Here is a 12,562-nt window from a genome sequence, read left to right as displayed (position 1 = left end):
GATATTTTTAGATTATATATATAATAAGGTATATGCTCCTGTAGAGGATGACTTCGGGTTTGATGATGCAGGAGATATGGACGAACTGAATGATGAACTCCAGATGGAGGAAGGAACCGCTGCTTCTGGTGAAGGAGGAGATGAACTCTATGAGCACTGGAAGGTGCAGGTGGATGCCAACCAGGATCCGGTGCGTATCGATAAATACCTGGCTGATAAGATGGCCTATCAGAGCCGTAACCGCATTCAGCAGGCTGCTGATGCCGGATTCATCCATGTCAATGGTAAACCGGTAAAGAGCAACTATAAGGTGCGCCCTAATGATCTGGTTACTCTGATGCTCGACCGTCCTCGTCACGAAACGAGTATCAAACCTGAAGAAATCGCTATCAATGTGGTTTATGAAGACGATCAGCTGATGGTGGTTAACAAGGAAGCAGGTATGGTGGTGCATCCGGGTGCGGGCAACTTTCATGGAACCTTGATTCAGGCGGTAGCCTGGCATTTAAGGGATATGCCTGAGTTTGATGCCAATGATCCGGAAGTGGGCTTGGTACATCGCATCGATAAAGATACCAGCGGACTGCTCGTTGTGGCAAAGACTCCTACGGCAAAGACCGCACTGGGTAAGCAGTTCTTCAACAAGACTACCCATCGCAGTTACAATGCGCTCGTTTGGGGCAACATTGCAGAAGATGAAGGTCGCATAGAAGGCAATATTGGCCGTGATCCGAAGAACCGCCTCCGTATGAAGGTCTTCGATCCGGACAGCGGAATAGGCAAGACGGCGGTTACTCATTACAAGGTGTTGGAGCGTTTCGGTTATACCACCTTGGTGCAGTGTGTGCTTGAAACAGGCCGTACCCATCAGATTCGTGCCCACATGAAGCATATCGGTCATCCGCTCTTTATGGACGAAACGTATGGCGGAACAGAGATTCTGAGAGGTCAGCGCAGTAGCAGCTACAAGGCATTTATCCAGAACTGCTTCAAACTCTGTCCGCGTCAGGCTCTCCATGCCAAGACACTCGGCTTCGTGCATCCTACAACCAAGCAGCAGATGGATTTTGACAGTGAGTGGCCAAATGATTTTAGACAATTAATAGAAAAGTGGCGCGGCTTCATCGCTGGCACCACACAAGATACATTCAAAAATATTTAGTAATTATGGAAAATAGCAAGAGAACGATAGCCATCGTATGTGGTGGCGATTCTTCTGAGCACGACGTATCATTGCGCTCAGGACAGGGTTTGTACTCTTTCTTTGATAAAGAGCGCTACAATATTTATCTCGTCGATGTGAAGGGTACCGACTGGCATGTCGCTTTGGATAATGGTGAGACTATCGAGATTGACAAGAACGATTTTTCTTTCGTTATGAACGGCAAGCATGTCTATTTCGATTATGCTTATATCACCATCCACGGACAGCCTGGTGAGAATGGTGTGATGCAGGGTTATTTCGACCTCATCCATCTGCCATACTCTACAAGCGGTGTTCTGGTAGAGGCAATGACTTTTGATAAGTATGTGCTCAATAATTATCTGCGCGGTTTCGGTATAAACGTAGCAGACAGTATCTTGCTCCGTCGCGGTGAAGCTTATGATGAAGAAGAGATTGCCAAGCGCATCGGTATGCCTTGTTTCGTAAAGCCTGCTGCCGACGGCAGTAGCTTTGGTGTGAGCAAGGTGAAGAATGCTGACCAGCTGGCTCCAGCCCTCCGTGTGGCTTTCATGGAGAGCAATGAGGTAATGATTGAGGGATTCCTTGATGGAACAGAAATTTCACAGGGTATCTACAAGACAGCCGAGAAGACTGTTGTTCTGCCAGCTACAGAGGTGGTGACCACTAACGAGTTCTTCGATTACGATGCCAAGTATAACGGTCAGGTACAGGAAATCACTCCAGCCCGTCTCTCTCCAGAGACTGCAGAAGAGGTAGCCAAGACCACATCACGCATCTACGATATTCTTCATGCCAACGGTATCATCCGTATCGACTATATCATCTCTAAGGATAAGGATGGTAAAGACAAGGTGAACATGCTGGAGATCAATACCACTCCAGGTATGACCGTTACCAGTTTCATTCCTCAGCAGGTTCGTGCAGCAGGTCTTGATATCAAGGATGTGCTCAGCGAAATTGTGGAGAATCAGTTCTAGAATAACAAACTCATATATGGTTCTGCGATTTTTTCGCAGAGCCATATATATATTAATAGGTATATATTATGAAGATCCCTCAAGAATTTGATACCATCCGTCCTTGGGAGCCTGAAGATCTCCCAGAGGTATTCGACCGTTTGCTTTCAAACGATCAGTTTAAACAAGTGCTTGCCTATCTCTATCCACAAGTACCTTTCGAGATGATTGCCCAGAAGTTGAAGGCATGTAAGACCAATCTGGATTTCCAGCTGGCTTTTGCTTACGATTTTGTTCATGGCATTCTGAAGAAGGCAGCAACAGGCTGCGAGATGGATTGTACATCGCTCGATAATACCCGTAATTATACTTTCATCAGTAATCACCGTGATATCGTGCTCGATTCAGCCATCCTCGATGTCCTTCTTATCGATAACGGTTTTAAGACCACCTGTGAGATTGCCATCGGTGATAATCTCCTTTCTCTTCCTTGGGTCAAGGACCTGGTACGTGTCAACAAGGCGTTTATCGTAGAGCGTGCCCTGAGTATGCGACAGATGCTGATGTCGAGCAAGCGCCTCTCCGACTATATGCATTTCGCCATCAAGGAGAAGAACGAGAACATCTGGATAGCCCAGCGCGAGGGTAGGGCCAAGGACAGTAATGACCGCACCCAGAAGAGTATTCTGCAGATGATGTCGATGGGTGGCGTGGGTAGCATTATCGACCGCCTGAAACAGCTTCATCTCGTACCGCTCTCTATCAGTTACGAATATGATCCATGCGATTTCCTGAAGGCAAAGGAGTTCCAGCAGAAGCGCGATAATGCCGACTGGAAGAAGGGACCAATGGATGACCTGGTAAGCATGCAGACCGGTATCTTCGGTTATAAGGGTCATGTTCATTGCCATGCAGCCCCATGTCTTGATGATTATCTGGACAGTCTTGATCCTGATATGCCTAAGCAGGATATATATAATAAGGTAGCCGCCTATATGGATGAGCAGATATTCAAGAACTACCGCCTCTATCCGGGCAATTATGTGGCTCTTGATTTGCTTGAAAACTCAACTGCTCATCAGGCTGAATATACTGCCGAAGATAAGGCAAAATTTGAAAAATATATGGCTGGCCAGCTTGCGAAAATAGACCTTCCAAATAAGGATGAAGCTTACTTGAGAGAGAGAATTCTCGAGATGTATGCCAATCCTGTACGTAATTACCTTGCTGCTCAATAGCGGCAAGGTAATACTTTTTCTGTTTGATGATGTTGGAAACTGTTATTGTCTGCCTGTTTTAATCAGATTCCTAATTGGTAATTCATAAGCTGTTTACGACAGACAGTTAACAGGCAAACCACAGACAGCCTACTGGCGCTATAGCCGCTAGTGGACTGTTCGCCTAGAACAGCCATCCCCAATGCCTTTGTTTCGTTTTTATGCGAAGCTTACGAAGAAATACTCTTCACTCTTCACCTTTCGCTCGGAATCCCCTGTGTTTATCGGCATTCCGGGCGGTGAAGAGTATTCGGGCACTCTTCACCTACTCTTCACCACTCTTCACCTTTCTTCACCTCTTTGTTTCGGCGGATTTGCGTTTCTTCTTACGCCTCGATGCCTCGTGCCTAGGTGAAGAGTGGTGAAGAGTGGGTGAAGAGTCGCTGATAGCTCTTCACCCCTTGAAACGCCCTGTTTATGGGCGTTTCAGAGCATAAGGTGAAGAGTGAAGAGCTTTTGGCTGTAAATTTCTGCATTTATCAGCATTTATTTCTGTTCTTGTTTTTCTGCAATGCATTCCATTTCTATCAGCCAGCCTGGTCTGCATACTCTTGCCTCTACGGTGATATGCGGTATCTGAGGATAAAACTGATTCATCAGTTGCTCTACGGTATAATAGTCTGAGATGTCGCGCAGGTAGATGATAAAGTATTGGATATCGTTCATCATAGCATCGCCATCCTTCAATAAAGCACCGATGTTCTCGAGCAATCTGCCGGTTTGTCTTACAATATCACCTTCGTATACAACCGCTCCATGTTTGTCTATACTGGCTGTTCCTGATATGAAGTATTGTTTCTTCTGGGGCAGAGAAAGGCTGGTTCCCCGTTCAAAGGCTACTCCGTATTCGTGAGTAGGATTCAGATGGTTGAGTGCCTGAAGATATTGCTTGTCTTCTTCCCTGATACTGGGAACGGTCAGAAAGTCGATAGCTACAGATGCATGACGTACGGATGTTGCTCCGCCGATGCCCGTACTGGCTATATAATGGTTTTCTGCCGTCAGACCTTGCTGGTCGAAAACATCATTGCGCGCTTCTACTACTCCCTGATAGTTTACATCGATATGAGTTACGTATATCCATGTTCTTACCAGGTTGCGCTCCATCGTCATATCTGTACCGGCGATAAGTTGCTGGTATTTGTCGAATAGCATTCGGGTCTGTTCGTATGAATCCTTTCCCTTCGCTTCTTCCTCAGTGAGGCGAAGACTATGGAACAGGATAGGGGTCTTATCGTCTGTGCTCTTGATAAGAAGTGAAATCTTGCTCCCGTTGAGCGGAGGTTGCTCCACAACCGTAAGATGGGTATCCTTAAGAAACTCCTGATAAAGGAGTGATTCCTCAAACTCTCTTATCTGGTTCTGGGCGTCGCTGAGGAATACTTTACAATATTGCAAAGTACGATTTCCCAGTTTCTCGGTGTCGAGATAGTTACCTAGTTTCAGATACAGAAAATTCAAGCGGTCGTTGAACGTCCCCTTAGCTTCTGGTGATAGTATTATGTATTTGTCCATCTTGTTTTTCTTTTTTCGCCGGCAAAGGTACGGATAATATATGAGATATAAGAATATAGACAGGATGAAAAGATGAAAATACCGAGAAATGGGGATGGGATGATGTTGAGTAGAGCGAAAAAGAGGGTGTGTCATGAACTTATGACACACCCTCAATCTCTTTCTTATATCCTGCTTTAAAGTGATTCGAGCATGCGCTTGATGACCACCTCGGCTGAAATCTCACGGTTGGCTGCCTCTGGAATCACCAGACTGTTCTTGCTCTCGATGACATCATCGGTAACAATCAGACCGCGGCGTACTGGCAGACAGTGCATGAAGCAACCATCGTTGGTCCAGCTCATGTGCTCCTCGTCGATGGTCCAGCTCATATCCTTGCTCAATATCTCACCATACTGTGCTGGGTCTTTCACGCCCGGACAGCTCCAGTTCTTGGCGTAAACGAAGTCTGCACCTTCCAGCGCCTTCTTCTGGTCGTACTCTACCTTGGCATTGCCTACGAATTTTGGGTCGAGTTCATAGCCCTCAGGGTGAGTAACCACGAAATCAACATCGGCTGCATTCATCCACTGGGCGAATGAGTTTGGTACAGCCTGAGGCAAGGCACGGCAATGAGGAGCCCAGGTCAAGACTACCTTAGGACGAGCCACCTTCTTATGCTCCTCAATGGTGATGAGGTCGGCGAATGCCTGGAGTGGATGAACGGTGGCTGTCTCCATGGCGAAGACAGGGCGACCGCTGTACTTTACAAACTGGTTTACGATGGTCTCGGCATAATCGTAGTCACGGTCTTTCAAACCGGCAAAGCTACGAACACCGATAAGGTCGCAGAAGCTACCCATTACTGGGATTGCCTCAAGCAGGTGTTCACTCTTGTCGCCATCCATGATAACGCCACGCTCTGTCTCCAGTTTCCAGGCACCTGCGTTCACGTCGAGCACGATTACATTCATGCCCAGGTTCATCGCAGCCTTCTGTGTACTCAGTCGGGTACGGAGACTGTTATTGAAGAATATCATCAGCAAGGTTTTGTTCTTGCCCAACTCCTGATAACCGAAACGGTTTGCTTTCACTTCCTGTGCCTCGGTGAGCGCTGCTTTCAGGTCGCCAAGGTCTTCAACATTAAAGAATGTCTTCATTGTTATTTCGTTTTTTTGTTTGTTATTTCTGATATAAAGCTATTGAATTCTTCACTCTTCACTTTTCGTTCTTCACTTCCTTGTTTGTCCATTTCCTGTAATCAGCCACTTGTAGGTGGTAATTTCTTCTAGTGCCATTGGTCCGCGGGCTCCGAGCTTCTGGGTACTGATACCAATCTCTGCGCCCAATCCAAACTGTGCACCATCGGTAAAGCTGGTAGGGGCGTTTACATAAACGCAGGCTGCATCTACCAATGCCTGGAACTTCTTCTGGGCAGCTTCGTTGTTGGAAATGATGCTCTCGCTGTGTCCGCTTCCGTAGGTAGCGATGTGTTCGAGCGCCTCATCTTCCGAAGCCACGGTCTTGATGCCCATCTGCATGCTGAGCCATTCGGTGTTCCAGATGCTCTTCATGTTGGCATCAGCCTCTTTCATCTTCGCTTCGCTTTCCTCTGCCTTATATAATAAGGTGTCTGGATAGTGCCCCTTTAAAGCCTCGTAAGCCTTGGCATCTGCATGAATCTTGGTTTGCTTCTCGGCGAGAGCCTCGCAGAGGGCAGGGAGGTCGTTTAATCTGCTTTCGTGAATCAGCAGACAGTCGAGTGCATTGCATACGCTCACTCTTCTGCATTTGGCATTGGTGATGATGCGCTTGCCCATCTCCAGGTCGCCATCCTTGTCAAAGTAACAATGTACCACGCCGGCTCCGGTTTCGATAACCGGAACTTTGGCAGTATCACGGACGAAGTTGATGAGCTTCTTTCCGCCACGAGGAATACAGAGGTCAATATAGCCCACGGCATTCAGCATTTCGCCGGTAGCTTCATGGGTAGCAGGGAGCAGTGTAACAACATTCGGATCAATGCCAAAAGTTATCAACACCTTGTGGATAAGTTCGACACCCGCTGAATTTGAGGCGTTTGCATCCTTTCCTCCTTTCAGTACACACGCATTTCCGCTCTTGAAACAGAGTGAGAAAACATCGTAAGTTACATTAGGACGGGCTTCATAAATCATACCGATAACTCCGAAAGGAACGGCAACTCGCTGCAGGTGCAAACCATTTTCGAGTGTTTTGTCTTTGAGAACTCTTCCGAGCGGTGATGGCAGTGTACTGACGTGTCGCATATCCGAAGCAATATCCTGGAGTCGCTGCTCGGTGAGTTGCAATCGGTCGTAGAGCGGGTTCGTCTTGTCCATCTTCGCCAAGTCTTCTGCATTCGCTTTGAGAAGTGCAGGAGTCTCAGCGATGATGGCATCAGCCACCGCCTGCAGGATTTCATTACGTTGTTCATCAGTTAGCAAACCAAGTGTTTTGCTGGCTGCCTTCACTTTTTGGAAAGTCTCTTTCAGTTCCATTCGCTATTTCCTTTCTTATTTTTATGATAAGATATTTTGTAATGTGTTACAAGTTCCCTCTTAACAACGGCAAAGGTAAGCATAAATATCGGAAATTGCAAACTTTATGCAAGAAAAAGTAATGATTTTATAGATAAATGGATAGTTATACGGAAAATGATATTAAAAAAGGTCAGACAGTGCCTGACCTTTTTGTAATGGTTCCTTCTAATTATTTTGATACTGCCAGAAGAATTACTCTTTTTCGTTTTCTTCAGGGTGAGTCATTAGATACAGTTCCTTCTGTCGTTCGATTTCTCTTCTCAAGTCTTCCTTGTCTGGCAGGTAAAGCTTGTATTTTGCAGCGAACATCTGGTCGTTTTTTGCGAGGGTAGAGTATCGTGCCACATCAGAATCGGTCTCGCTACAAAGGATGATGCCGATTGTAGGGTTGTCGTCTGGTCCTTTTTTCATCTTATCGTACATTTGGAGATACATGTCCATTTGTCCTACATCCTGGTAGGTGATGCGATTTACCTTCAAGTCGACCAAGATAAAAGATTTGATGAGGTAATTGTAAAATACCAAGTCGATATAGTAGTCATTCTCCTCGGTTCGGATATGTTGCTGGCGAGCCACAAGCGCATATCCCTTTCCCATTTCCATCAAGAATTTCTCTAGGTTGTTGATGATGGCAGTCTCCAGTTTTGATTCTGCGAGGGAGATGTCTTCTGGCAATCCAAGAAATTCCAAGACAACTGGTGATTTGATGTATTCTAGCTTGTCTTGCTGATAAGCCTTTGTCTTGTCTTGCATCTCGTTAACGACTGGCTGCTTCTTCTTTGACATAAGAAGACGTTCATAATATAAGGTGTTGATATTGCGGTTGAGTGTTCGATAACTCCAACCTTCGTTGAACGCTTCCTTGGTATACCATTCACGAGCTTGTTTATCTTCTACACGGATGAGACGCTCATAGTGGGTCCAAGGGAGAAGATGGGACATCAAAAGGTCAGGCAGTGCTTGACCTTTTGAATTCTTGAATTGGTCAGGCACTGCCTGACCTTTTTCAGAATGAGAAAAATACATAAAGAATTTCTTGCAATTCTTGATACTTGTCTTGGAGAATCCCTTCCCGAATTCCTCTGTAAGAGCAGCCGAAGCTACCTCTATCACATGCTTTCCGTATTCTGCACGTGATGCTCCGTTCTGTTCCTGTTCTACAATACGTTGTCCAATTCTCCAGTTTCTTTCCACCAGAGAATAATTGACGGCAGCAAATGCTCTGCTGCGGGCCTTGCTGACGATGGAACGCAAGTCGTTGACGAGCATGTTGTCTTCATCGTTATATTTCTTGCCGGGTTCTTTCATGATGCTACTGATTTTAGCTGTTCAAAGTGCAAAGATACGATTTTATATCGAAAAAGCAATCTTTCTCTTCACTTTTTTCGATAAAAGTTTGGTGATTTCGAGAATATTTCATAAATTTGCGGTGTCATATCCAAGCTGGAAGCCCTAAGGGTGGAAGCTAAGGGATTGATACATATACATAAAGGCGTACTGAACGCTTTGTGTTTGACGTGTTGGAACTTCGCAACTTCAAACTATTAGTCAAAAACAAAGCAACGAGGACGTCCCAGGGGTGTATTATATATATCCTAATTGTCGCTGTGTGCTAAAGTGCATAGCGCAAGATGGTGTACTATATATTCACTTTTGCGTGGGGCTTTCAGCGTTGCTCGTTTCGACTAATAGGGCAATGCGAAGGCCTCAACACGTGGAACGAGCGGCAGACTGGCTCCACGTTTTTGTGTTTATGCTAATCTTCAATTATTAGAGTGCCATTTGGAGCCGTGGCTTTGGAGACATAATGTATGGTTTCAAGTGTAGAAACAGCAAAGAAAATCTTGGAAGATGAGGTGAAAAATGCACCTTATACGAATGATGATCCATTTTCAAATGCAACAAGCTTTCGTAATATAATTGAGTATATATATCTATGTGTGGTTGATGAGAATGTAAGCAGGGAGGAAGCAAAAGCTTGGCTTTATGACCTATATAAAAATCAATCAAAGCATGATCATGCAATCTTTTGTTCTAGGGTAGATGCAATTATTAGTGCAATAGAGTATTTGAAGATGAATAATAAAATAGTATAATTATGAGGAAATATTTGTTCTTTTTGTTTGGTTTGTTAGTTATGTTTACCCCATTAGAAAGTCATGCTCAAAGTTATGAACTTGGTTTTGCATGTTTTTATGATGGATATTGGGGGAGCTGGTATAATACTAGTAATTATAATATCTGGGGTAACTATGGCGGTTTTATCGTGTATGATAGTTATGAACATCCTTCAAATTACAGATTTAAGTTTCAAATAAATTCTTATACTCAACCTTCAATACTGCGTTAAATTAATATTTAATCGTCTGTAAATCAACAACTTATATTAAGAAATATTTATGAAAACTTAACTATAAAAAGTTGGTCAAGTCGCTGATTTTCAGTAACTTTGCAAATCACGACAAACGCAAAATTATATGAATACAGGACTTGACCAATATATGGATATCTTTAAAGATGCAGTTGAAGATTCGGCTGCAAAGTTAACAAAAAGTTTCGAGAAAATACTCATCGAGGTGATAATTTTGTTCATGGTAATACCAAGAAAGATAAATTTCACCCAAATGGGGAGGTATGGCTCGCATGTTGAGCAAACCTATCGCAACGCATTCGGCTTAAAAAAGTCGAAAAGCATTGACTGGCTCAAACTTAATGTCTCACTTGCCAAGCGCTTCTTTGGTAAACAGGGAAGATGGGCTATTGCCATTGATCCCAGCTACATCAGCAAAGCTGGCAAGAAGACTCCACATATCGGTCGTTTTTGGTCGGGATGTGCACAGTCTGTTAAACATGGTCTCGAAATCATGGGTATTGGACTCATTGATATTGTTGCCAAAGACTGCATGATGTTAAGAGCCCACCAGTCGCTAAGTAATAAAGAACTGAGTCTTAGAAACAAGACTATGGTAGATTTCTATATCGGCGTCATTAAGCGTTACCGCAATGAACTTCTCAAACTCTCAACCCTCATAGTTGCAGATGCTTACTTCTCTACAAGTACATTTGTTAATGGGATAAAGAAAGAAGGGTTCTCTTTGATAAGCCGCTTTCGTGACAATGCTTGTCTCTTTTATGTCTATGCTGGTCCACGTACTGGAAAACGTGGTCGCCCAAAGACCAAGGATGGCAAGATTGATATGAAGAATCTTGACCTCACTCGAATGGAGAAGATGGAAATGAAAGATATAGAAGGAACAGCTTATACTTTGATTGCCTATTCCAAGGCACTCAAGTGTAAAGTTAGACTTGTCATCTGGCAGATGCCGAATGGCAAGAAGAAACTATTCTTCTCTACAGACACCTCACTTTCGGGTGAAGAGGTACTTCTTTATTATAGAACCAGGTTCCAGATCGAATTTTGCTTTCGTGACGCCAAAGGCTATACTGGTCTTATGGACTGCCAGGCTCGCGATAAATGGAAACTCGATTTTGCTTTCAATGCTTCGTTCACATCACTAAATGTTGCCAAGGTAACTATGAAGGAGATGGGAATGGAATATTCTATGTCTTCATTCAAGTCACTGATGACCAACATTTATCTGGTGAAACGAATTTTTAAAGCAAGTGGGTACACCCCGAACCGAACTTTAATTAGCAAGATTTTCAAAGATCTCTCGTGCTTACAGCGTATAGCTGCTTAGCACATTATTGAATTATTAACGAACTATTGAACCTTCAAAGGACGAGATAAAGGCACATTGGAGAAATAAACAACCTTTCGTTTACTACGGAACTGCCGAGTATTATGTTTCTGATATAGATACTACGATAAAGCAAATTTTGAAAAATTATGGTATGCCTTTTCTTACGTCTTCATCAATTAATGCTGTTAAAAGAACTGTTTCTGCAGAGATCCGCATATTGCCGTATAAAAAGCATCCAGTATGCTATAATATATTTTTTGATGATGTGGGTTTCGCTATTAGCTTAGGAACTGCTTCGTTCCCAAAATAATATAACGTTAAATTTATAAATAGAAAGGGTTAACTTATGAAAAAAGTGTTATTGGCGACTTTGTTCGCTGCGTTTTCGTTAGGCATGAGTGCTCAGGCTTTTGAGTATGTACCTTTGGATGCTACTACAGGACGTCCATTGGTTCCTAGTGTGCCTTCTGTTCCATCAGTACCTTCAATTCAATCTTATGGCTTTGGTGCTCCAACTCCACCAATATCTCAAACGAGTGTGGTTGGTGGGTATGTGAAAGCACAGGATGGAAGATTTGTGAGAGTCAAACTACGTGTTTGTGCTAGAATAGGTCAGTATGAAGGTCCTTATGTAGTAGCTGTATATCATTCTGATGCTAGAAGCTGGATGAACAATGGTACGGTTAGAGCGCAAAGAGTTTCATCTGGAGATGGACAATTTATAGTAGATAATTTTGAATGGTCTGCTCTCACAACTCTTTATGGGACAGTATATTTCAACTATTAATTTTTAATTCTTGGAGGAAGTTTCGAGGGCGCATCATAGACTTATGGTACGCCCTTGTATATTGTCCTTTCATTTATAAAGCCATTTTCTGTTTTGTACTTCCTACATATCCATTGCCTTTCTTAGCTAAGATGGGGATATTGGAGGCAAGTAAGTATCTTGATTGTTGGTCGAGTAAACTGACGGCTGTGCTTAGGAGGCAATGCTTTTCTATCTCTTGAAACAAAGAAGGTCAGTCTAACCTCTGTTAAATCAGAATATTAAAGAAAAGTTCGTTTTTTCGTTTAAAAAGTTGCAGATAATAATTGTATTTCCAAAAGAAAGTAGTATCTTTGCATCATCGTTTAATATAAAACATAAATATTATGGGTACAGCAGAAACTCAACAGGCATTGGCTTTTGCAACGATGTGCGTCGATCTTACTGCAAAGGCAGAAGGATGCAGTAGGCAAGAAATGTACTTGCGGATGAAAAAGGTTGGACTGATACATGGTCTTACCACAAGACTTGATGCCCTTCATACACAGAGTAAAGATTATGTTGTAGCAGCTTTACAAACTGCACTTCGTCGTCTGGAAACAGCAAATAATTAATAAC

The 12,562-nt window shown here is 43.6% G+C and carries 11 protein-coding genes; 7 read left to right on the top strand and 4 right to left on the bottom strand.

Annotated elements, in window-relative coordinates:
• Positions 1 to 103: 103 nt before the first annotated feature.
• The 3 genes from RCO84_RS11895 to RCO84_RS11885 all read left to right on the top strand — a co-directional run bounded on the left by RCO84_RS11895 (position 104) and on the right by RCO84_RS11885 (position 3,380).
• On the top strand, positions 104 to 1,162 hold the full coding sequence (locus tag RCO84_RS11895) for an RluA family pseudouridine synthase (protein WP_317585515.1): 1,059 nt from the start codon (positions 104 to 106) through the stop codon (positions 1,160 to 1,162).
• Between the two features lie 5 nt (positions 1,163 to 1,167).
• A complete protein-coding gene (locus RCO84_RS11890) occupies positions 1,168 to 2,163 on the top strand; it encodes a D-alanine--D-alanine ligase (RefSeq protein WP_006847565.1) in 996 nt (331 codons plus the stop codon).
• Between the two features lie 68 nt (positions 2,164 to 2,231).
• Positions 2,232 to 3,380, top strand: a complete 1,149-nt coding sequence (locus RCO84_RS11885) for a 1-acyl-sn-glycerol-3-phosphate acyltransferase (RefSeq protein WP_317585188.1) — start codon at positions 2,232 to 2,234, stop codon at positions 3,378 to 3,380.
• 525 nt (positions 3,381 to 3,905) lie between these two features.
• Here the strand turns inward: RCO84_RS11885 and RCO84_RS11880 are convergent.
• From RCO84_RS11880 to RCO84_RS11865, 4 genes are all read right to left on the bottom strand, one after another.
• Positions 3,906 to 4,934, bottom strand: a complete 1,029-nt coding sequence (locus RCO84_RS11880) for a Rid family hydrolase (protein ID WP_317585187.1) — start codon at positions 4,932 to 4,934, stop codon at positions 3,906 to 3,908.
• Positions 4,935 to 5,110: 176 nt separating this feature from the next.
• The gene (locus RCO84_RS11875) at positions 5,111 to 6,073 is read right to left on the bottom strand and encodes an acetylornithine carbamoyltransferase (protein WP_317585186.1); all 963 of its coding nucleotides are present in this window, start codon (positions 6,071 to 6,073) and stop codon (positions 5,111 to 5,113) included.
• A 72-nt stretch (positions 6,074 to 6,145) separates the two neighbouring features.
• A complete protein-coding gene (locus RCO84_RS11870) occupies positions 6,146 to 7,432 on the bottom strand; it encodes a glutamate-5-semialdehyde dehydrogenase (protein ID WP_317585185.1) in 1,287 nt (428 codons plus the stop codon).
• Between the two features lie 234 nt (positions 7,433 to 7,666).
• Complete coding sequence (locus RCO84_RS11865) at positions 7,667 to 8,782, bottom strand: PDDEXK nuclease domain-containing protein (RefSeq protein ID WP_317585184.1); 1,116 nt, start codon at positions 8,780 to 8,782, stop codon at positions 7,667 to 7,669.
• A 503-nt stretch (positions 8,783 to 9,285) separates the two neighbouring features.
• Here RCO84_RS11865 and RCO84_RS11860 point away from each other — a divergent pair.
• The 4 genes from RCO84_RS11860 to RCO84_RS11845 all read left to right on the top strand — a co-directional run bounded on the left by RCO84_RS11860 (position 9,286) and on the right by RCO84_RS11845 (position 12,558).
• Positions 9,286 to 9,570 carry a hypothetical protein gene (locus RCO84_RS11860; protein WP_317585182.1) on the top strand — a complete coding sequence of 95 codons (285 nt, stop codon included), beginning with the start codon at positions 9,286 to 9,288 and terminating at the stop codon, positions 9,568 to 9,570.
• Positions 9,571 to 9,951: 381 nt separating this feature from the next.
• Positions 9,952 to 11,175 carry a transposase gene (locus RCO84_RS11855; RefSeq protein WP_264902789.1) on the top strand — a complete coding sequence of 408 codons (1,224 nt, stop codon included), beginning with the start codon at positions 9,952 to 9,954 and terminating at the stop codon, positions 11,173 to 11,175.
• Between the two features lie 349 nt (positions 11,176 to 11,524).
• On the top strand, positions 11,525 to 11,965 hold the full coding sequence (locus RCO84_RS11850; RefSeq protein WP_287834542.1) for a hypothetical protein: 441 nt from the start codon (positions 11,525 to 11,527) through the stop codon (positions 11,963 to 11,965).
• Positions 11,966 to 12,330: 365 nt separating this feature from the next.
• Positions 12,331 to 12,558, top strand: coding sequence for a DUF3791 domain-containing protein (locus tag RCO84_RS11845; protein WP_153084701.1), 228 nt, complete (start codon positions 12,331 to 12,333; stop codon positions 12,556 to 12,558).
• Positions 12,559 to 12,562 lie beyond the last annotated feature (4 nt).

Origin of the sequence: Segatella copri, from assembly GCF_949820605.1 — a bacterium.
GTDB lineage: Bacteria > Bacteroidota > Bacteroidia > Bacteroidales > Bacteroidaceae > Prevotella.
The sequence above is the reverse complement of the archived record's forward strand: the minus strand, read 5'-3'. Positions and strand labels throughout refer to the sequence as shown.

Excerpts from the sequence above, each read along its gene's own strand:
- RCO84_RS11860 (WP_317585182.1), top strand. The coding sequence starts at position 9,286 with ATGGTTTCAAGTGTAGAAACAGCAAAGAAAATCTTGGAAGATGAGGTG.
- RCO84_RS11850 (WP_287834542.1), top strand. The coding sequence starts at position 11,525 with ATGAAAAAAGTGTTATTGGCGACTTTGTTCGCTGCGTTTTCGTTAGGC.
- RCO84_RS11890 (WP_006847565.1), top strand. The coding sequence starts at position 1,168 with ATGGAAAATAGCAAGAGAACGATAGCCATCGTATGTGGTGGCGATTCT.
- RCO84_RS11845 (WP_153084701.1), top strand. The coding sequence starts at position 12,331 with ATGGGTACAGCAGAAACTCAACAGGCATTGGCTTTTGCAACGATGTGC.
- RCO84_RS11895 (WP_317585515.1), top strand. The coding sequence starts at position 104 with ATGGAGGAAGGAACCGCTGCTTCTGGTGAAGGAGGAGATGAACTCTAT.
- RCO84_RS11875 (WP_317585186.1), bottom strand. The coding sequence starts at position 6,073 with ATGAAGACATTCTTTAATGTTGAAGACCTTGGCGACCTGAAAGCAGCG.
- RCO84_RS11855 (WP_264902789.1), top strand. The coding sequence starts at position 9,952 with ATGAATACAGGACTTGACCAATATATGGATATCTTTAAAGATGCAGTT.
- RCO84_RS11865 (WP_317585184.1), bottom strand. The coding sequence starts at position 8,782 with ATGAAAGAACCCGGCAAGAAATATAACGATGAAGACAACATGCTCGTC.
- RCO84_RS11870 (WP_317585185.1), bottom strand. The coding sequence starts at position 7,432 with ATGGAACTGAAAGAGACTTTCCAAAAAGTGAAGGCAGCCAGCAAAACA.
- RCO84_RS11880 (WP_317585187.1), bottom strand. The coding sequence starts at position 4,934 with ATGGACAAATACATAATACTATCACCAGAAGCTAAGGGGACGTTCAAC.
- RCO84_RS11885 (WP_317585188.1), top strand. The coding sequence starts at position 2,232 with ATGAAGATCCCTCAAGAATTTGATACCATCCGTCCTTGGGAGCCTGAA.